This window comes from Collinsella sp. CLA-AA-H167 (assembly GCF_040095305.1).
Lineage (GTDB): Bacteria > Actinomycetota > Coriobacteriia > Coriobacteriales > Coriobacteriaceae > Collinsella.
Map to the genome: position 1 here is coordinate 1 of NZ_JBBNGA010000004.1, position 20,281 is coordinate 20,281.

General features: G+C 56.7%; 16 protein-coding genes. 3 read left to right on the top strand and 13 right to left on the bottom strand.

The features are described 5' to 3' along the window. The 3 genes from AAAT03_RS03705 to AAAT03_RS03715 form a co-directional block, all read right to left on the bottom strand. Positions 1 to 1,578: GH25 family lysozyme (locus tag AAAT03_RS03705; protein ID WP_349102620.1), on the bottom strand; the 1,578-nt coding region annotated here is incomplete at its 3' end. 467 nt (positions 1,579 to 2,045) lie between these two features. Next, positions 2,046 to 2,819, bottom strand: a complete 774-nt coding sequence (locus tag AAAT03_RS03710; RefSeq protein ID WP_349102621.1) for a transposase — start codon at positions 2,817 to 2,819, stop codon at positions 2,046 to 2,048. A gap of 610 nt (positions 2,820 to 3,429) precedes the next feature. Further along, entirely contained in the window at positions 3,430 to 4,167 is a 738-nt protein-coding gene (locus AAAT03_RS03715) for a hypothetical protein (protein WP_349102622.1), read from the bottom strand. 483 nt (positions 4,168 to 4,650) lie between these two features. Here AAAT03_RS03715 and AAAT03_RS03720 point away from each other — a divergent pair, with 483 nt between their 5' ends. Beyond that, a complete protein-coding gene (locus AAAT03_RS03720) occupies positions 4,651 to 5,622 on the top strand; it encodes an Abi family protein (RefSeq protein ID WP_349102623.1) in 972 nt (323 codons plus the stop codon). 388 nt (positions 5,623 to 6,010) lie between these two features. On the opposite strand, the gene AAAT03_RS03725 is transcribed toward AAAT03_RS03720, so the two are convergent. The 6 genes from AAAT03_RS03725 to AAAT03_RS03750 form a co-directional block, all read right to left on the bottom strand. Further along, positions 6,011 to 6,454, bottom strand: coding sequence for a hypothetical protein (locus AAAT03_RS03725; RefSeq protein WP_349102624.1), 444 nt, complete (start codon positions 6,452 to 6,454; stop codon positions 6,011 to 6,013). A gap of 210 nt (positions 6,455 to 6,664) precedes the next feature. Further along, positions 6,665 to 9,151, bottom strand: a complete 2,487-nt coding sequence (locus AAAT03_RS03730; RefSeq protein WP_349102625.1) for a glycosyltransferase family 2 protein — start codon at positions 9,149 to 9,151, stop codon at positions 6,665 to 6,667. After that, positions 9,152 to 10,219, bottom strand: a complete 1,068-nt coding sequence (locus tag AAAT03_RS03735) for a glycosyltransferase (protein WP_349102626.1) — start codon at positions 10,217 to 10,219, stop codon at positions 9,152 to 9,154. It abuts the gene before it with no gap. A gap of 12 nt (positions 10,220 to 10,231) precedes the next feature. Next, positions 10,232 to 11,350 (bottom strand): glycosyltransferase family 2 protein, encoded by a 1,119-nt coding sequence (locus AAAT03_RS03740; RefSeq protein WP_273377168.1) that lies wholly within the window; start codon positions 11,348 to 11,350, stop codon positions 10,232 to 10,234. A 74-nt stretch (positions 11,351 to 11,424) separates the two neighbouring features. After that, the gene (locus tag AAAT03_RS03745) at positions 11,425 to 12,465 is read right to left on the bottom strand and encodes a glycosyltransferase (RefSeq protein ID WP_349102627.1); all 1,041 of its coding nucleotides are present in this window, start codon (positions 12,463 to 12,465) and stop codon (positions 11,425 to 11,427) included. Positions 12,466 to 12,471: 6 nt separating this feature from the next. Then, positions 12,472 to 13,575, bottom strand: coding sequence for a glycosyltransferase (locus AAAT03_RS03750; protein ID WP_349102628.1), 1,104 nt, complete (start codon positions 13,573 to 13,575; stop codon positions 12,472 to 12,474). A gap of 256 nt (positions 13,576 to 13,831) precedes the next feature. Between AAAT03_RS03750 and AAAT03_RS03755 the strand changes: the two genes are divergently transcribed. After that, positions 13,832 to 14,851, top strand: coding sequence for a glycosyltransferase (locus tag AAAT03_RS03755; RefSeq protein ID WP_349102629.1), 1,020 nt, complete (start codon positions 13,832 to 13,834; stop codon positions 14,849 to 14,851). A gap of 20 nt (positions 14,852 to 14,871) precedes the next feature. Here AAAT03_RS03755 and AAAT03_RS03760 read toward each other — a convergent pair whose 3' ends face one another. The 4 genes from AAAT03_RS03760 to AAAT03_RS03775 all read right to left on the bottom strand — a co-directional run bounded on the left by AAAT03_RS03760 (position 14,872) and on the right by AAAT03_RS03775 (position 19,250). After that, positions 14,872 to 15,549, bottom strand: coding sequence for a hypothetical protein (locus AAAT03_RS03760; RefSeq protein ID WP_349102630.1), 678 nt, complete (start codon positions 15,547 to 15,549; stop codon positions 14,872 to 14,874). Then, complete coding sequence (locus tag AAAT03_RS03765) at positions 15,465 to 16,670, bottom strand: AAA family ATPase (protein WP_349102631.1); 1,206 nt, start codon at positions 16,668 to 16,670, stop codon at positions 15,465 to 15,467. The genes AAAT03_RS03760 and AAAT03_RS03765 overlap by 85 nt, the downstream gene beginning before the upstream one ends. Positions 16,671 to 16,870: 200 nt before the next feature. Further along, the gene (locus AAAT03_RS03770) at positions 16,871 to 18,679 is read right to left on the bottom strand and encodes a hypothetical protein (RefSeq protein WP_158552038.1); all 1,809 of its coding nucleotides are present in this window, start codon (positions 18,677 to 18,679) and stop codon (positions 16,871 to 16,873) included. A gap of 139 nt (positions 18,680 to 18,818) precedes the next feature. Then, positions 18,819 to 19,250: an Rrf2 family transcriptional regulator gene (locus AAAT03_RS03775; RefSeq protein WP_349102632.1), complete on the bottom strand. Its 432-nt coding sequence runs from the start codon at positions 19,248 to 19,250 to the stop codon at positions 18,819 to 18,821. 224 nt (positions 19,251 to 19,474) lie between these two features. Here AAAT03_RS03775 and sufC point away from each other — a divergent pair, with 224 nt between their 5' ends. Further along, complete coding sequence (gene sufC / locus AAAT03_RS03780) at positions 19,475 to 20,275, top strand: Fe-S cluster assembly ATPase SufC (protein ID WP_349102633.1); 801 nt, start codon at positions 19,475 to 19,477, stop codon at positions 20,273 to 20,275. The last annotated feature ends 6 nt before the right edge of the window (positions 20,276 to 20,281 follow it).

Below are 20,281 nucleotides of genomic sequence, written 5' to 3' on the forward strand. Positions count from 1 at the left end.
CTGGAACCGCTGCTGGGAGCCGCCGCCGGGGAGCGCCTCGGCCTCCGCCACGGGCCACCCGAGGGGGCCGGCCTGCCAGCCCCTCCTGACGTACTCGCTCCTTATCGCGCCGCTGCGGACGGAGACGGCATGGTGGCTCGAGGTCCAGGCGATCGAGCCCCTCTCGAAATCGGTCGAGTAGCCTCCCCCGTTCTGGGGGAACCACGCCGCATTGCTGAGGGGGTAGCCCAGCCCGTCAACCCCGCCCAGGGACGTCCAAAGGTCCAGCATCTCGCCGTCAATCTCGAACGTACCCTTGGAAGACGTGACGATGGTGCCGTTCTGGAACCGCTGCTGGGAGCCGCCGCCGGGGAGCGCCTCGGCCTCCGCCACGGGCCACCCGAGGGGGCCGGCCTGCCAGCCCCTCCTGACGTACTCGCTCCTTATCGCGCCGCTGCGGACGGAGACGAACCCGTATTCATCAGTCCAATGTAAAGACCCATTTTGAAAATCCTGGGCAGAACCCGATCCATTGGACGAGCTAGACGTTTCATCGCCAACCGGAAGACCTAGCTCAGAAGATTCCATCCCCAAATCGCACCATTTTTGGAAAAATAAACCGCAAATAGAATGGGCACCGGACTTCTTAGTCCAATACACTCTTCCAAGTTCACACTTTAAATAGGAATAAGTGCCCTCGTGGACAATTCCTCCATCTTTATTACCCAGCTGAGCAGAGTGCGCTTCATAATAGGAATTAATTTCCCAGGCCGCTTTATCCTGATCAGACATTACTCCAGTGGCACCATACGCATAGTTCATATCGACGGAACCGCTGATTCCATCAACGCTACCATCACTCGCATACTGCCAAAAGCTGTACTTGCCCGCGTAATCACACTGATAATTATATTGCGCAATCCAATGGTCCCATGACGGTGAATTAAACACGGGGTCGGTCAGGATGTTGTTAAACCAATTTAAGTTGGCATAAATGCCGACCTTATAGCCAGCATTTAAAATCCGATTGCAAAAAACTGAAGCCCTTGAGGCTATACCTCCTTGGCGACCGTCAGCTATAATCGAATTATCCTCGAGGTCGTAGTAGATAGGCAGCTGCGGGCTGTGGCCCGCAATATTGCTAATAACGAATGCCGCTTCATCTGCCGCCTGTCCATCATCCCACGCATACGAGTAAAGATAAATACCGTACGGAATCCCCAAGCGCTCACACTCAGAGATATTACGCTGGAACTGATAATCAGTTCTTCCCCCGAAAGACGGCGCACCAAAGCCAACTCGAAGAATCGCAAAATCAACACCGCTCGCCTTAACGGCATCCCAATTGATATTGCCCTGGTGCTCGCTCACATCGATACCCTGAGCAGTGACACCATCAGGTAGCCTGCTGAGCGAATACGCTGAAATTCCAGCATCTTCGGAGTCTTCTTCAAGAGTAATTGACTGACCATCTTGAAAGCGCCAAGAATTTTCAACAAGAACTCTCGAAGATTCGTCAGCAAAAGACGGTGTCGCGACAATAACTAATGACACAATCATCGCAATGATAAAGACGAACGCCCTTTTAAACTGACCCATAGCTATTCCAAATTCTCGTAACAAGTCAAAGTTAATCGAAAATGCATTTTATCGAATACGCGTTGACGCAGACAGTGCAACTGCTTAATAACAGATTCTAACAGTTTAGATAACAGGTGATGATTCGGGGGCCGGAAGGCCCCGAATGCCATGCTCTGCCCAGCCAAACGGAGAATTTGCCCGAGCGCCCACCCGAATCTTTGTGTGGCGACAATCCCTCCGGGTGGGCGTTCGGGCAGATGGGGCAGATCCATATGGGAAGAGCAAACCCCTTCGGGGCGCTCGTGGCGGGCCACGCCGCCGACGAGTTCCTGCCACTCAGGGAAGCCGTAGACGAGAGGCGCAGCCGCAAGGAGGTCGGCGTGGGCGCACCCGCCGAGGCCGCCGCGGCCTACCGGCCGGACTCGGGGCGCCCGGAGTGCGGCGCCGGGGGCGTCTGGAGGAACGGATCGACCGCGGCCGGGGTTTCAAGGTGGCGCTGCCGCTGCTGCGGCAGGAGGTTCACCTCCCCCACCGGCACCGTCCTCGAACACTGCCGAAAGCCGCTCCCCGTCTGGATCTCCTTCATCAGGCTCATGCGCCGCAACGTTCCCGTCGAATATGCGGCCGAGGAAGGCCAGCCACGAGTCATACGACTCCGTGTCCACCACGTCGACGCCCAGGACGCGCCTCCAGCCGCCCGCGTCGCAGCCGATGGCCGTGACGACGGCCGTGGAGGCCACGCGGCCCCCGCGGCGGCACTTGACGTAGGTGGCGTCGAGCCAGACGTAGGGCACCGGCGAGCCGTCGAGGGGCCTCGAGCAGAGCTCATCGATGTCGGCGTCCAGGCTCGACGCGATGGCGCTCACCTGGTCCTTGGAGGGCCTGGACACGCCCATCTTCTCGGCGACGCGCCGCACCTTGCGGGTGCTCGTGCCGGTGGCGTACATCTCGGCGACGGCGGCCACGAGGGCGCGGTCCACGCGCTGGTAGCGCTCGATCGCGTCGTCGGGGAAGAAGCTGCCGGTGCAGAACTTCGGGATGCGCAGCGTCAGCGTGCCGACGCAGGTGGCGAGGCCGCGCTCCCGGTAGCCGTTGCGGCTGTTCGCCCCGCCGCCGCACAGCTGGTCGGCCTCGGCGTCCATTACCGCATTCACGACCTGCTCGGCGAGGCGCCTGAGCAGCTCCTGCATGTCGATGGCGCCGTCGTCGAACCGGGGCATGGCGAGCATGTCCGGCGTCGGGTCTGATAAGATTTCCATAGCGGTCTTCGTCCTTTCCTAGAACCTGTTGTTGTGGTGATTTCAGATTCTAGGACGAAGGCCGCTCTTCGTTAAACGGACGCTAGGGTATCGCCCTTACACCATCATTTTCGACGCGATCTGACTTTCCTGGTGCTTTCCTACGCCCCCCTGGACTAGGCCCCCTTACCTTTGTCACCTGTGGGACGACCTCTACCGAGCAGGCATCGAGCTCCCTGCCGGGGTTTTTCGAACTCCGCATCACTAACACCGATGTCTTGTCGAACAGCCCGGCATGGGCGCAGAGGAGCGTATCGTCTCTCATGAAGAACTTATCCCGCCCGCTCAAAGCGCTGTTGCTCGCGAGGACTATCGCGTCCGGCGTCGCGGCGGATGACCACATTCCTCATGTTGTCGGCGAGCACGGTCACAGGCACATCCGGCGCTGAAAATGTGTGCAGCGTACCGATAAGGAGGTTCTCCTGGCGCGCGTTAGTCAGGTGTTTGACTACAAGAAGACAAGAGATGATCCTTTGGTTTAGGTATTCGCGGATGCAATCCGGTTGAATCTGGGCAGGAACAAACGACAGACAACCGCAATAACCAGCAAAAACACAGCTAAGCTAAGTCATCATTCGCTTGCGGATCCAAATGGCCTACGCGCGGATTGTATGCCACTTTTAAGAGATGGATAATTCCAACGGTATGCAAAAAAGCTATCGTAAGCAACCTTTTGCGATTCCCACCACTCATCGTACTCATCCCATTCCGTTTGCCCTATAAGTTCGGATAGCTTGCCGTAGGCATCGTGAAGAAAATACTTTGAGAATCTTCTGCCTGTCTTATGATGAAACACCGCAGGATGTGTAATAACTTGCTCGTAAGAATACCGCTCTGTATTCTCCCTCGATTCTATGGGATTAAAATAATCAACGAACTGAGGAACATCTCTGCAGTCATCAAGAATATGCAGCAAATCGCCATGGCAAATCTTGTTTCGAATATGCTCGCAGTAAGCTTCCCACCATTTCTTTGTATTGCCCGACAAAAGCCCTTTACTTTTCGCAGAGTTGATGACTGGCCTCAAGGTTTGGTTCTCGAACATCTCACCGTGGTCTTTTCGTATTGATGGCACTTCATCAAGGTTCGAAACAACCATTCTTAAGGTAAATTCAAGAAGAACAGAGGTAGTAATAATTGCAGCTTGGTAGTTTCCGCACAAATGAGAGCTACACGCCTCAAGCCATAGGTTATTGAGGGAAGGCTCGACCCAAGGGAGGGCTGGCGGCAAATCTGCACCGTTAATATCAACGCATTGTGCGAACATGCCTGCCGCATTGTCTTTTTCAATGTGCCAAATCTCTATCATGGGCAAGCCTCCACATGTGGGGGGGGGGGAAGAATAAGGGCTCGACGGCAGAAACGCGAAACCACTAAGCATCAGTTTCAAAGATAATATACTGCGCCGCTGATAGAGTAGGCAATTCTCGTTCTCGCGATTAAGCCAATGGATCGCAGCATGCTCCTCGGTAATAGCCGTCGCTTTCGCGAATCATAAGCCAATTGACCAGTCTGGGCCTGTTTACTCAAAACTGAACCAGACGCATTCAACCATGCACCGCTTGCGTTGGAGCAGCAATCGAAATCACTTAGTAATAGCTACTCGTTATCAAACATGGCAAACATAATCTAGATCCAGCACCATGGGCCACCGATATTGAGGCGTCCTGTTGTCAGCATAAACGTGAAAGCCTAGCCTAGCCCTTACAAAGGCAGCAAACGCAAAGTGAAACGATGACCCCCACCGTGATACAATCCCATCATATTAAACTGTTGACAGAAAGGCTCTACCGTGCCGCCCAGATCCATCAACTCCCTTATGAAGCATCTCCGGAATCAAGGGATTTCAATCGGTGGATCAGGGCAAAAACGAAAGCTCAAGAACATCGGCTACTACCATGGATACAAGGGGTTTCGGTTCGCGGGAGATTCGTCGAATAGGCTCCCCATCAGCGATTTCAACCAGATTACATCTCTCCACGCCATGGATATGCAGATCAAGACCCTGCTCTATCCGCATATCATGACAATTGAAACCGCCCTAAAGAACTACACGCTAGAAGCAGTGCTTAGCTATGCCAAAAGCGAAGACTTCGATGATATCTACAGGAGCTGTCTGACGGCATACAGAGGATATAATCCCGGTACGGTTGCCTACAAGAAGTCTTGGGCGAAAAGGCTCAGACTGCGACAAAACGTTGACGGGCTAATTTCCCGCGAGCAGGACAAAAAGCCATTTTTCAAACACTTTCGTGATCGAGGGAGAACGATCCCAATCTGGGCTATCTTCGAGTCCATGACCCTGGGAGAGTTCGGCAATTTCTACGCCTGCCTCGACCATCCCATTAAAGGTGCCATCGTCGCCGATATGGGGATGCCTTCCCAATATGATTCAGAGGCCCTCCTTCTCTCCATTATCTTTGCGCTCAAGGACCTGAGGAACGCCATCGCCCACAACGCCATCGTCTCGGATGTTCGATTCAAAACAGGCGACATCTCGAAGAACGTCGGGAAGCTCTTGAAAAGTGAGACGAACATCGACTTAATCAACTTCTCCGACATCACCGACTACGTCATTCTCGTCGTCTATCTTCTCGAACTTCTGAAGCTGCCCAAGACCGATAGGAAGCGGCTTGTTTCCGACTACGAGGGGATTGTACTTCGCTACAAGAAGGAACTTCCTCCTGGAATCTACGGCAGCTTTGTGCGCACCGAAACCCAGAATAAGCTCAAACTTCTGAAGATATATGTCACGAAATCGTAGAGGACAAAATGTTGTGGTAGACTTTGCTAACAACAGCGGTGGTAGCCTTCGGGCGACACCTGGGAGGGCCCGACAAGTTCGGGCCCTCCTTTTTTCCAGGCACCCAGAGCGCCGCCATAGAAAGCGAAGCATAAGGCGCTACGTCCTTCTGAGTGACATTCCCATCGGTTTTCGATTAGCTCATCCTCCCAAATCCTTATCATTAATCACTAACTCAGACAGCAACCAGCAGTACACCCGGCCCACAAGCGCAGAAGATAATACAACCCACTCGTCAGTGTCATTTTTAGGGATCTCACGACGGTTCTTCGACAGTTGTGAACCTGGATGAAAGCCTCGATTTAGAACCGCCCGAGAATCTCCTCGGCATTCTCTCGCAGATAAATATCTAGGTCCGGCACGGCAAACTGCACGTAGCCTCTCTGTGGCGCCTGAATAACCTCTCTTTGTGCAATTTTGCCCTAATGGAGCTGACCTCATTGGTCTTTTTACCCATGCGCTTAGCAATCTCGGCTGATTTAAACTGTTGATTATCCTCGCACATCGCCAAAAGGTATTTGATATCGTTATGCCCCAGTCCAGAAATCGCGGGCTCGTGAACAACATCGTGAAAACGAGCTTCTGCCAGCGCAATACCTTCGGCAACATCGCGCTCACTCACGATGGCACTTTTGGCACGATGCAAATTGGCGCGCTGCCAAATGGAATAACCGACCAGTTGCACCAGATAGGCATAGCCCTTAGTGGCCTTAACGGCTCTCGACAGAAGATTGTCCTCTATGGTCAAACCAGTCGCGACAAAACTATCACCCATAGAGAGCGCTACCTCCACTTGTTTGCCTTTCTAGGAAATCGATTAACGGTCAATCATTGCTTAAATTTTTATCGTAGACCATATCGGATAATATCGAGTTATATAAGCCTGTATAAACTTATCGCGGAAGTATCGAGCTTTCGTAATTTATCTTAGTAGGTAGTCCAACGTTGCTTTCTTCCAAGCTCATAGCGAAAGAAAGTTTAGTACTTCCTAAAAACCATTGCTTTAGACCGAGAAATACTCGCTCTCGGAGGATAGGTTCGGTCCGAGCCACGGATCGCCCGTCAAGAAGAACTCCGGCCAGCGTTGCATGAACAGGGCTTGCTCGCGTTTCCAACGGCGCAGCTTTTCCTCGTTGGCCTCTTCCCTGCCGCGCGAGGTGAACTCGTAGTGGTACAGCTCGGCATAGGGCGTAAAGATGGTGCGGAAGCCCGCTTCCCACACGCGCAGGCAAAAGTCAGCATCGTTAAAACCGACGGCGAATTCCTCGTTATAGCCTCCGACCTGCTCAAATACGTCGCGTCGCACCATCTGACAGGCGCCCGTCACGGCACTAAAGTTGCCCGGGCGCACAGCGCGGGCAAGATAGCCCTCGCGCTTTGCCGAGAAGTCCTGGTTGGCATGGGCAAGTGCGCCACGCACGCCGACCAAAATGCCAGCGTGCTGCACCAGATGGTCGGCAAAATAGAGCTTGGCACCCACCACGCCTGCATCGGGACGCTGCAGATAGCCCATCATCTCTTCGATGAAATCGGGGCTTATGACCTCTGTATCGTTGTTCAGCAGCAGCAGGTAATCTCCCTTGGCATGCTCCACGCCAAAGTTGATGATCTGGGAGTAATTGAACTCGCCCGGCCAGTACACAACGCGCGCGGTGCCCTTGCCTTCGGATACCGCAGCCACGCGCTCTGGCAGGGTTTCGTAATACGCAAACGTATCCGGGGCTTCGCTGTTGTTCTCCACCAAAACGATCTCGTAGTTGGCATACGTGGCCTTCTGGGCAATCGACATCACACAGGCGTCAAGCGTCTCAATGTGATCCTTGGTGGGAATCACAATACTCACCAGCGACGCAGGCTCCGGCAGCGCATAACGCATGCGATAGACAAACGGCGTCTCGGTCTCTTCGACCGCTCCACGAATGCCCAGTGAGTCAAAGTGGCGCTGGAGCGCAAGGCACCCGGCTTCAATAGCATACGGCTTGCTATCGGCAGAGCCATCGGCGGTCGACCCCGGATGAACGCGCCAGTGATACAGCGCGTGCGCGACATGCTCAAACCGCGCGCCCGCCGCAAGGCAGCGAAGCGTAAGGTCGTAATCCTGGGCGCCCGCGACGTCTTCTGGGGACGTACCAATGTGATCGATGAGCGCCTTCTCCACCATCAGGAAATGCGTCGCGCAGTTATGGCTATAGAGCAGGTCGACGTTGAGCCGCGTCTTAAAGACCGGCTGGCCCCACTCCCCCGTTTTCTGGAACATGTCCTCGTCGCAGAACAGGACCTGGGGACGCTCGTCCTCGGCAGCCTTGTTCAGCGCGGCAACATAGTGGAATAACGCGTCCGGTTCCAGAATGTCATCGTGGTCCAAGAAGGCGATGTAGTCGCCCGTCGCTTGCTCAATACCAGCGTTGGTGTTGACCACAATGCCGCCGTTGCCGGGAAGCTCGATGCGGCGAACGCGCTCGTCATTGGCGTCCGCCGCAAGGTCGGCCACCGCATCCCATTCGGGTGAGGCGTCCATCAGCAGCAATTCCCAGTTGCCATAGCTCTGGGCTAGCACCGAATCCAGCAGCTCGCGCAGGTAGACCCGATCAGTCTTGTAGCACGGCACCACAATGCTCACGAGCGGCCTATAGGCAAAGGCCGCCGAAGCGACACGCTGGCACGCCAAATCGCCCGGCTTTGCGCGATGCTGCTCAAACCAACGTCGATAAGCTGCGTCGTCTGCGCGCGCGTCCTTCATGCGGTTCCAGCTGTCGTCGACCATGCCGTTGTACAGGCGACCATCCATGGCGCAAAACCCGCTCTGGATCCGCTCTGTGGGATCGCTCACGATCGCGACAAAATCTCGTATATCCTGAGGCATCTCTACGCTCAGATACGTTTTATTGACGCGGCAACCGTTGCGCTGGGGAACATCGACCTGCGATTCAAACACATGCACGGTGACATCGATGGCATTCATATGCGTATCGAAGATCTGGAGCTCAGGTGCGCACTGGGGGTCTCCCGCCCAGGTGACCTCATAGCGCCACACCGCGCCGGCGTCTGCCGGCAAATAGCGAATGGCATCGATCTCGTAGCGGCCGCAGTGTTCGCCACGCTGCGCATCGCGGATAAGCGCACACAGCGCAGGCTTTGCTTTGTAGTTAATCTTGGATTCCAGCTTGGCCACGCGGCTATCGAGGCGAATGGAGCCCAACCTTTGGCCACCGGATGCAAAAACGACATCCATCGACGAACCATCCAAAAACGGAAGCACCAAGACAGCGAGCTCGCGCTCGTAATCGGAAACGGAAGGGCAAAGCGCACGCACACGGCCATGATCGACCGGGAGCACCAGCGACGGCACACAAGAACCGCTCGTCGTCGCATGGGCAAACGCTTGAGAACCCTCCTGCTCAATAAGCGCGGCGACATCCTGACCGACATAGCGAAGCAGCACAAACAGACGGCCCTGACTGCGGCAAAGTGCCAAACGCTTGATACTCATCTACACTTCTCGCTTTCCCAGGGCGTTCGCCGCCATGCGCTTGCAGGCACCCAGGCGCCCAAACCTCAAGACGTCGTAATCGAACATGAGCTTTTTGCACTCACGGACATTGGGGGCCTTGCTGGTAAGCGCCGCGCGCACCATAGCAGCAACAGAAGGAGCGCATAGTGCGAGCGCGGCATCGCCGCCCACAGCAGAATCGGCAAGCGCCGTGGCAACGGCAGCAAGCACCTTGCCGCAGTCCGAACCCAGCAACCTGAGCGCATCGTACAGCACCAGATCGCATAGGAAGTACGCCAGGTCATCGGCGTGCTGTACATCGAGATCGTCGCGCTGCCAGTCAGCCATCACCGCGGAGTAAATCTTCACGTGCTCCAGCAGTCGCGTCTCGTCGTCATAGCGCATAGTGTCCATAAGCGAGCCCTTGCGCGCGACACGGTAGTCATACAGCTTGTTCGAGATAAGCGCGGTCTTACGCGAACGACCGTACACGGCAAAATCGAAGACCTGGTCCTCGCCATACTTGACGGTTTCGTCGAACACGATCCCGTTACCCAGCAAAAACTCACGCTTGCAGGCGGTGCGCCATGCAAAGGGGCGAGATGCTTCCTTAAACAGCAGGTCAGAGCTATAGCCTTCAAACGACACATCGCGCGGGCTCAGCACATAGTTAAGCCACGGATACCCCGCCTCCAGCGGATACGGATTCGCGCCAAAGGTCAACACGTCGCAATCCTCGCGTTCAAAGGCATCGACGATCACGCGGCATGCATCGGGCGTAAAGCGGTCGTCGGAATCCAAAAAAGCAACAATAGGCGCCGTGGACGCAGCGATACCCGCATTGCGGGCGCTCGACAGGCCGCCGTTCTCCTTATCGACCAGCGTAAAGCGCGCGTCCTTTTCGCAATAGGCAACCGCAATATCGCGCGAACCGTCCGGCGAGCCATCGTTGACCAGCACGCCCTCCCAATCGGGCATATCCTGCGCAAGCAGGGAGTCCAGGCACCAGGCCAGGCACTCCTCCACTTTGTAGATGGGAACGACAACGGAAATCTTGGGGGTAGCCATAATCACTCGCTCCTACTGTGCGGCGGGAACGTCATCAGGGTGCGGGTTGTCGCCGTAGGTGCGCTGATACGTCAGCACGCGCCACACCAGCGGCAGGCCGCCGATCTTAAAGTAATGCTTAAACGTATTGAGCTTGCCCGGCTTCTTAAAGTCAAAGCGCGAATCGATATAGGCGCGGGGCGACTTGACCATCAGGCGCAAGTCGGTCTCGCCACGCGGGTCGAACAGCGACAGGTCAAAGCGACCGGCATCCCAGTCGGCCTTGAGCTCGGGAGATGCCTTCTCCCAAAACTGCTCGCGCAACTCATCGACCAGACGCTCATCATTCCAGCGGTACGTATCGACCTTCATGCGCATTAAAATGCCCTGGAGCTGAGCCTTGAGCTCAGGACGCTCGTCCAAAAAACGTTGCATCTCGGCATATTCGTCGCACACGCAAAACACCTTGTTGGGCGAATTAACGGAGCTCTTCTCGTTATCCTGGCGATAGCACAAAATGGGGTCCGCAATAAACGCGGCGCGCTCGGCGCAAGCCCAAACCTTAAAGTTAAAGCCTGCGTCCTGATACGAGGCACCCGGCGTGGGAAGGAACCGAATCTGATTGTCGTTGAGGAACTCGCGCCGATAGATAGCCGACCAAATGGAAGGTTTGCGGTAGAAGATGCCCGGGCGATCGACAGGGCGATACGCGGCGCCCGTCATATGCTCGTCGATGATCCCAAACAGCTCACGGCGTTCGCTGGGCGTGGACCAATACAGGTAAAAGTCGCCCTTCACCACATCGGCATGCTCAGCATCGGCCTTGGCGACCAGCTTTTGGAGCGAATCCTCAAACATAAAGTCGTCGGACTCCAGAATGCCCACGTATTCGCCGCATGCCATCTCCAGGCCGCGGTTCATCGAGTCGCCGTAGCCGCTGTTGGCTTTGTCGATCATCTTTACACGGGGGTCGCGCTCCATGTACTCACGGATGATATCCGGCGAGCTATCGGTGGAGCCGTCGTTAATGCAAATGATCTCGATGTCCTTAAGCGTCTGAGCCACGGCGGAATCGAGGCACTCGCGCAGGTAGCGTTCGACATTGCAAATGGGCACAAGCAGCGAAACTTTAGGGGTATCAGAGTTCTGCAAGAGAACCTCCTGTTGAATAGCGTGTAACAGGGTTATTTTAACAGCCGGGTTGCGGCGGGCGGCAGCGCTTGGAATTAGATAAAGCGCTCCAGGCAGGCTTTGAGACCGCGAGTCGAAAGATAGAACAGCGCGGCGTCTGCCATCGAAACGCCCGAGGTCGCCGCAACGAGCTTGTGGGCAACACGGCGAACGGCGCCCTTAGCAGGCATATCCGCCCACTCCGTTCCCAAAAACGTCGTGAAGTCCATGTTGACGCAAGCGGCTACACGGCGGTAGCCATTAGCATCCAAGCGTGCCAAATCAAACACAATAAGGTCCAGGAACCAGGCAATCAGCTCGCCGGGACACAGGTCCAAAAGCTCGTAGGCCGCCCAGTCCTCCAAGACCTCCTCGAGCATCCTCATGTGGGCGTCAAGCTTTTTGGCGCGAGCCTCGGCACTGTTGAACTCGTGCGTCGCCGATTCGCTCTCCATCACGTAGTGGTAGAACTTGTCCGGCATGACGACGGTCTTGCGGGCAAGCGCATAAGCCGCAAATTGGAAGACGACGTCCTCGCCCAAAGCCAAACCGGGGGCGAAGCGAATGCCTTCGCGATTGAGCAGCTCGCGCGAAAAAGCCGCACGGCAGGCATAAGGCTGCGCATTCGAATGGAACAGCAGTTGGGGATCACGGGCGCCGAAGGTACCAGCTTTGGGGCTCATGAGCTGCTGAACGCGTTTGGGGGCAGCATCGGCTGGTTCACAGACGCCGCCAAAAACGGCGGCCTCGGCATCTGCAGACTCCATGGCATACAGCACGCGCTCGACCGTCTGGGCATCGATGTAATCGTCGGCGTCCACAAAAAAGACGGTCTCGCCCTCGGCGGCATCGATACCGGCATTTCGAGCACACGAGACGCCCGCGTTTTCCTGGTCAATCACCAGTACGCGATCGTCGGCCTGCGCGACCTGGCGCAACACGTTCAACGAATCATCAGTCGAACCGTCGTTGACGCAGACAACCTGAATCGAACGCTCGGACTGAGCCAACAGCGAATCGAGGCATCGCTGAATGGAGCGCGCAGAGTTATAAACGGGGACGACAATGGTAGCTTTAGGACACGAGGCCTCTCCCATGCCGACCTACCCCCTCAGCGATTCGATGAGGAAGGCGCCGACCACGCCTGGGCCTCCAACCGAGGCGTAATACTTAGCACGCCCCAAGGCACCATCCGTCGCAAAGCTCGGATGCTCGTCAACCCAGCCCTCAGGATCTTTGAGGATGGCAGCGAGATTCGCGCGCTTCCACGGCTTGAGGTCGTCAAGCGAAAACTCCCCCGCGTCCAAGGCCGCCTGAAATTCCTTAGCCATCTGCACCAGGAACTCCTTATAGAACTTAGGCGCCAGGCGCACGTAGTTCCACATATACGAATCGTACTTAATGAGCTGATTGAACTTGAGCATGCGCGCGACGTCATCACTTGCGTGGTCACGGGCATAATCCTCTCGAATCCAACGCTCAATCTCAGCATACTCGGTATTGACGCAAAAGACCTTAGCCGAAGAATTGACCGAGGAATTCTCGTTGTCCTGACGATACGACAACACGGCATCGTGCAGGCAAACAGCCTTATCGGCGCACGCGATCACCTTAAAGGCAAATGACGTATCCTGAAAGGATGCCCCCGGAGTCGGCAGGAACGTAATGCCGTTACGCTCAAGAAAATCGCGGCGGTAGACGGCCGACCAAATCGACGGCTTTTGCTTAAAGAACTGCGTCGTATCGCTCGGGTGCACCGGCTTGCCGCAATCCTGAGGTCTAAACATCTCGTGCAGCGAACGGCGCTCCTCGGGCTTAGACCAGTAGAAATCAAAGTTCGCCTTCGCAAAGTCGGCATTATTGCTATCGGCGGCCGAGACAAGCTTTTCGAGTGCGTCGGGCGCCATAAAGTCATCGGACTCCAAGATGCCCACGTACTTGCCGCGCGCCATCTCCAGACCGTGGTTCATCGAGTCGCCGTAGCCGCTGTTGGCCTTGTCGATCATCTTGACGCGCCTATCGTGCTCCATATACTCGTGAATAATCGCCGGCGAGTTGTCGGTCGACCCGTCGTTAATGCAGATGATCTCAATATCCTTGAGCGTCTGCGCCAGGGCGGAATCGAGGCACTCGCGCAGGTAGCGCTGAACATTGTAAATGGGAATAAGCAGCGACAGAACAGGGCTGCCAGAGGCGTTAGTAGACAAATGTGCTCCTTAGGAAATACCTGTCGTTTCATGGTATCAAAGGGTCAGCGCGCCAGCGGGCGTTTATATAATCTATGGAGCCTCTTGCGGGCAAAGTAGCCGCACGTCATGCGGCGGGCCCGTGGCAGGTTCCTGCGTTTTATTCAAAGCTTGCCGCCAAGGTGCGCCGAGCCTTTACAATAGGACAGTCCCAAGGACGTATTCGATAGCTTCCGTGCAGCGCATGCGCGCCGCGCGTGAAAGGAATTATTGCCCCATGCCTTCAACCCTCCCCGCCCCCATCGATAAGCTCGCCATCGTCGTCGTTACGTACAAGCGCCAGGAACTCCTGGCAAACTTGTTCGACTCTATGACCGAGCTCACGGCAACGCCCTGGCGCATCGTGATTGTCGATAACGAGAATTCGCGCGAGACCGAGGCCATGTGCACCGCATTCAACGAGCGCCTGGCCAACCTGTGGGGCATCGACACCGAGCAGCCCGACGCGCAGGGCGGCACCGACCGTGTCATCTACGCCCCGCAGCTCGAAAACGGCGGCGGTGCGGGCGGCTTCTCCGCTGGCACTAAATGCGCCTACGATCTGGGAGCCCAGTGGTTCTGGGTGATGGACGACGACGTGCTCGTCATCCCCGAAGGCATCGAGCGCTTGGCCAAGTGGACCGACCGCTACGATGTTATCCAGGGTTCACGCCTGGACTTTGACGGCGGCGCCTTCTTTTGGCAGTACCAACTCATCCTTTCGCTCGGCATTCCCAACCCCATCGCCAAGTGGGATCTGGGTCCCGAGGGCTACCGCGCCATGAACCAGCTGTGCTTTGAGGGGGGCATGTTCTCGCGCCGCGTGGTCGACAAGATTGGCCTGCCCGACGCGCGCTTCTTTATCTACGGCGACGATGCCTGCTACGGCTACGTAGCCAGCCAGCACTTCCCCGCCGCCGTGGTCGCCGACGTGGTGCTCAAGCGCGCCCGCGCCGTCTCTAACTGGGATATCGCCGGCAAACGACAGCTCAACTCCACGAGCGACACCAACCGCTACTACATCATGCGCAACCGCGGTTATCTGGCACGCTACATGCAGATCTACGGCGACTACCACCCCGTGCTGTTCCGTCTGGGCAATGCCGCGACCTTCTGTAAGGAGTTCATTCGTCTGGCAGCAGTCGACAAATGCTTTAAGACCGGCATTCCGGCGCTGCGCCGCGGCATGAAGGACGCCCGCAAGATCGTTAAGGATCCCAACTGGAAGCCCATGCCGCCCCTGAAGGACGCCGAGTAGTAAAGGGCTTTCGCCCGCCGCTACAGTCGTTGGCACACCACGGACACACGCTGACCGTCAAAGCCAAAACCCCAACGCATGCGCCCGACGGCGGGGCGCGGCACGCGGATATCATCGATGCCGTCGCGCTCTATGTCGAGCAGCGCCTGAACCGCCAACAGTTCCAGGCCCAGGGCATCGACGCCAGGGTCGTACAACATGTTGACCGTAATGAGCGGTCGCTCATCGAGCATGCCGAGCGTGTCGGCCACGTCAAACACCCGACCGGTGGGAATCACCTGGATATCCCAGCGATCCGAGACGCCACTTCGCTTGGAGCTGGGATTGCAATAGCCGGGCAGTCCAAAGCAGAGCCCCTGAAGCGCCAGATGATAGGCTGTCGGCATATCTGATTGGCCCACATCGATGCCCAGATCGCCGATAGCACAGCCCAAAGCTTGCTTTACAGTGTCCTCGTCTCCTCGACACAGCCCGTCATGGAACGAGTCGATAACTCCAACGTCCTCAACGGCGCACTCAAACCATTCCAGAATTACAAGACGGAGCGCCTGACGCACTTCGTTATTAGGCAGACGCAGGGAACGAAGGCACGCGCCGTCCTCCGAATGCCCCGTCATATCCGTCGTAAGGAATCCAGACAGATACAGCGCAGTCCAGATATCTTCGGGCTTGGCGGCATCGACCTCCTCGGCATGCATATGCACTGGCGCCTCAATAAACCCATGCGGCTCAACCAAATCGAACAATGTGGACAGGCGAATGAGATTCCAGTCGCCGACGCATGCGCCCAGACGGTCGGCGTAACAATACAGATCCGCCCGAACGGGCGCGACGCAATCGCGATGTCGTAGTCCACCACGCGCTCCGGGCTCGAGCAATAAAAACCACCAAACAGATAGCCCTCGAGCCACTCACGCGCGTCATCCAGACAGCCGTTGCGACCGATGCAATCCAACAGCACTTGGACTTCGTCGTCCGAAAAACCGAACCATCGATCACACCAACTCGACAACGCTGTCGCCGACCGATAGGAAACCCCACGTTGGGACAACGCAAGCTCGGCAGGACCGGGGCGCTCGCCCATAAGACACGTCAATCGCAACGAGTCGCCGGCGTCGGCAATGGTGTCGAACAGCATTCGGCTGAGCGACTCTAGGGAATCCACGCTACCGTCGTCCTTAGCGTCCAAACGCTTTGGACATACCGCGTCGTAGTCGTCTATCAGAAGAACAACCTGCTCATCGAAAGCTGCCTGGAGCAGCTTGATAAGCACGCCAAGCGCCGCATCGATCTCCTTATCGCTGGCCACCCCACGCGCCGCCCTTTCGATAAGACGGACTTCACGTCTTGACAGATCAGGTGCGGCAAGCAGCGGCAGCAATCGGGCGCACTCGTTCGCGACAGCGCTGCGAATAGCCGCCGCAGCATCGGCGTCGCGCCCCGCAGCGGCAGCTGAAAAGTCGAGCGTGATGATCGGATAACACGCGTACTCATCACGATAGTGACCGCCGCCCGCCTGCCAAATCTGGGAGCCGACGAACGGGCTTCGATCCGGCCGCCGGTGATCAGGTCGTTCCAAATAGCATTTGAGCATCGATAGATTCATGCTCTTGCCAAAACCCTTGGGCCGACAGCAAACCGCAACAGGTGCTTCGCTGTCCAATATATCGGCAATAAACATAGTCTTATCGACGAGTAAACACCGATTGATTGCATCGGAAAAGTCGTGTACATCAACCGGCAGAGCTGCGTTATCCGCATAACTGAGCAACCGTGCGCCAAACGCATGAGCAACACCATAATTCGCCTGTTCAGACACCGTAAACTCTCCTTCTAACGCAGCACGATGCCCATTGTAGCGAGCGGGTAGAGCGCAACAATATCGACATGCAAACGTTTCGGGCAACGGTAGCAGCAGACCCCCGAGGGGGCATAACAAATCGTTGCACAACAAAAACGGGGCCCGATGCCGCCGCACCGGACCCCGTCCCAAACTCTTATAGAAAACGATCTAGAAGATTACTCCTCCGAGCCGTCCTCCCCAGAAGCCTTCTTCTGCTGATCGAGCTTATGCTTACCACTTACGATAGACGTAGCGCCCAGTGTGGCCAAGCTCGCGCTGGCAAGGCTCGCCATCACAATCAGATCGCCCGTCTTGGGCATGTTGCCGCCCGAGGACTTGGTAGTTGTAGTCGTCGTGGTCGTGGTGGTCACCGTTTTGGAGTCATTTTGCTCTTGGACCTGGTTGTCAGCACCGCTCTTGTCGTCGTCTTCGGACTGTTTCTTTTCGCCCTCGGCCTTGCTCTTGTCCTTCTCCTCAGATTCAGACTTCTTATCCTCGTCCTTCTTCTGTTCGGACTTGTCGCTCTTCTCCTCAGAGCTAGAACCCTTATCGGATTCGGTCTTCTCGGAAGCCTTGTCCTTGGAGTCGCCCTTTGCGGCTTCGATCTTTTCCGTGGAAACCTGATCAGAGTTGCCCTTGTTCTGGGTCGAGCCGTTATTGACGCCAGCCATCAGCGAAGAGCCCAGCGTAGAGCCAAGCTGCTCGGAGAAAGAAGGCTTCTTGTCCGGCGAAGCAACGGGAACGTCCGGCGCCTTATTCGAGTCATCCTTGGAAGCATCGGAACCAGGGGTTGCGTCAGAGCCGGAGCCGTTGTTAGAGCCGGTGCCAACGGACGAATCGCTCGAGCCGGTGGATGAGTTAGAGGTGCCAGCGCCGGTCGAACCAGAAGCGTCGCTGTCCGTATTGCCGGCAGAGCTTGAAGACGAATCGCCCGCAGCAGAGCCGTTTGAATCGGAACCGTTCGAGGTAGAGCCGTTGTTGGTAGTGCCACCAGCAGAGCCATCACCGTCAGCACCGGTCGAGGGCGCATCCATCCTGTCATCGTTGGCATCGTCGCTCGAGTCGTCATTCGAATCAGGCGTCGGCGAGGGCGCCGGCGTAGGTTCGGGCTGCACGGGCGTCGCAGCGGCCTCGTCCTCGGCGATATAAACCAAGCAGTCCTTCAGCTCATTGCGGTAGCGGTTCTTCCAGCCCTCATGATACTGGGGCTGGCTCGAATACTTGGTCGCCACGTTATTGACCACACTGTTGGAAAGCGCCGTCACAAACTCGCGGTCGGACATATCGTTGGAGAGATTCGCCCAACGGAAGAAGTCCCTGCAGCCACCGGTGCCGCACATGTTGGTGATGCTCCACACCATGCCCTTAACGCAATCGGCACGGCCCGAAATATCAATGCCCAGGCCACTCTTGAGCCACGCCTCGGTCACCGCATAGTACGAGTTGTACGCATAGGCATCTTGAAGAGCTGAGAACTCAACAGGATCGATGTTATAAGCGCCCTGGAAGGCCTCCTGCGCAATACGGCCCAACTCGGTGAGCTGGCCGTTCTCGTACATGGCATTGCTCATGTTGGAAATCTCGCTGCCGCGATCAATCGCATCCTTGAGCATGCTGTATTTTTCGGGGTTGTAGTTGTAGGCCTGCTTCATAAACGGAATGAGCGACCAACGACGGTCGAACTGGTAATAACCCAGCGCGTTATAACCGTCACCGTACGAAAAGCCCTGGTTATAGTTGCCGTGACTCTCATATTTGGTGAAGTACTTCATCTCGGGAGTCACGTTAACAAACGAAACGCCCTGGACCGACCTCAGCACGCCCGAAAAGGACTGCTGGGTATAGAGACCCTTATCGATATCGGTCGCATCCGAGGCAACGCCCGGCGTGGGCTCCTCGGCAGCGGCGGGTGCCGGCGCGGAAACGGCGCCAAACGAAAGCGCCAGCGTCAGGCCCGCGACAATCGCAGAATGCTTGGGCTGCATAAGATCCTCCCTGCATTGGTGTAGTTAAAGTGCAGTTTGCAAAGATAAAAATAAGTATTGCAGCTCGCCCGTTGTTGCACAACAACCCCTCGGTAAACGGCAACAACCCTCCGCGAAATCTTAAGGAATTGCGCTAAACCTACAGCTTGATGTTGAAGTTGACTTCGGGGACGGCGGCCAGGTCGGCCAACGTCACGCCGTCGACGTACTTTTCGATCACGTCGTCCAGGCCGCGCCAGAACTTGACGGTTGAGCACAAATCGCTGCGGGTGCAGCTGTTGTCGATGCCATCGCACGCCACCGGAGCCGTGCTGCCCTCGACGGCGCGCAGGATGTCGCCGGCACGCACCTCGGCCGGGTCCTTGGCCATCATGTAGCCGCCGCCCTTGCCGCGCACGCTCTTAAGTAGGCCCGCTTTCATAAGCGGACGAACCAGCTGCTCCAAATACTTTTGCGAGATACGCTCGCGGTCGGCGACCTCGCGCAGGGCGATCTTGCCCTCGGCGTCACCAAGCGCTGCGATATAGATCATCAGTCGGAGGGCATAGCGGCCCTTGGAAGAAATGAGCATACCTACCCTCCCATCGCATCTGGGACAACATAACCAGGTTTGTTTGTCCCAAATCTTAAGTAAGTGGGACAAACACAACAGGTTATTTTGTCCCAGAATTTGAAAAGTCGAGTGGATTAGTCGGGTTTTCCCTTGACTAACGCCGAACCCATAGTAACTTTATTCCGAGAAGATTCCTAGGGTTTAGTACACCTATGAGTACACCATATACAGAGAGGGACAGCATGAGCACAAATCCGCTGCTTTCCATCGAAGGTCTGACTGCCTCCGTGGACGAGAAGACCATCCTCCACAACGTCAACCTGCAAGTCGCCGCCGGCGAGACCCACGTGCTGATGGGCCCCAACGGCGCGGGTAAGTCCACCCTTGGTCACCTGGTCATGGGCGACCCCGTCTACACCGTCAACGACGGCCGCATCATCTTTGACGGCCAGGACATCACCGAGCTCACCACCGACAAGCGCTCGCGTGCCGGCCTGTTCCTGAGCTTTCAGGCCCCGGTCGAGATCCCGGGCGTGCCGCTGTCGAGCTTTTTGCGCGCCAGCATCGCCGGCCGCCCCGGTCTGGAGATGAAGGGCAAGGAGTTCCGCCACCGCGTCAAGGAGCTCGCGGCCGAGCTCAACATGGATACCGCCTATCTCAACCGCGAGCTGGGCGTGGGCTTCTCGGGCGGCGAGAAGAAGAAGGTCGAGATGCTCCAGCTTCTGCTGCTGCAGCCCAAGCTCGCCATTCTGGACGAGACCGACTCAGGCCTGGACGTCGACGCGCTTTCCACCGTCAGCCACGGCATGGACGCCTACCGCAAGAGCCGCGACGGCTCCATGCTCATCATCACGCACAACACGCGCATCCTGGAGCACTTGGATGTCGACCGCGTCCACGTTATGGTCAAGGGTCATATCGTGCGCGAGGACGACGCCTCGCTCATCCCCTGGATCGACAAGAACGGTTTTGAGACCTTCGAGCGCGAGGCCGCCGAGCAGCGCGCCCAGGCCGAGGCCGCCGCTGCCGGGCAGCAGGCGTAAAGGGGC

Coding starts and splice junctions, on each gene's coding strand:
- AAAT03_RS03710 (WP_349102621.1), bottom strand. CDS start 2,819: ATGGAAATCTTATCAGACCCGACGCCGGACATGCTCGCCATGCCCCGG.
- AAAT03_RS03760 (WP_349102630.1), bottom strand. CDS start 15,549: ATGCATGCCGAGGAGGTCGATGCCGCCAAGCCCGAAGATATCTGGACT.
- AAAT03_RS03770 (WP_158552038.1), bottom strand. CDS start 18,679: ATGCAGCCCAAGCATTCTGCGATTGTCGCGGGCCTGACGCTGGCGCTT.
- AAAT03_RS03775 (WP_349102632.1), bottom strand. CDS start 19,250: ATGCTCATTTCTTCCAAGGGCCGCTATGCCCTCCGACTGATGATCTAT.
- AAAT03_RS03730 (WP_349102625.1), bottom strand. CDS start 9,151: ATGAGTATCAAGCGTTTGGCACTTTGCCGCAGTCAGGGCCGTCTGTTT.
- AAAT03_RS03735 (WP_349102626.1), bottom strand. CDS start 10,219: ATGGCTACCCCCAAGATTTCCGTTGTCGTTCCCATCTACAAAGTGGAG.
- sufC (WP_349102633.1), top strand. CDS start 19,475: ATGAGCACAAATCCGCTGCTTTCCATCGAAGGTCTGACTGCCTCCGTG.
- AAAT03_RS03755 (WP_349102629.1), top strand. CDS start 13,832: ATGCCTTCAACCCTCCCCGCCCCCATCGATAAGCTCGCCATCGTCGTC.
- AAAT03_RS03715 (WP_349102622.1), bottom strand. CDS start 4,167: ATGATAGAGATTTGGCACATTGAAAAAGACAATGCGGCAGGCATGTTC.
- AAAT03_RS03745 (WP_349102627.1), bottom strand. CDS start 12,465: ATGGGAGAGGCCTCGTGTCCTAAAGCTACCATTGTCGTCCCCGTTTAT.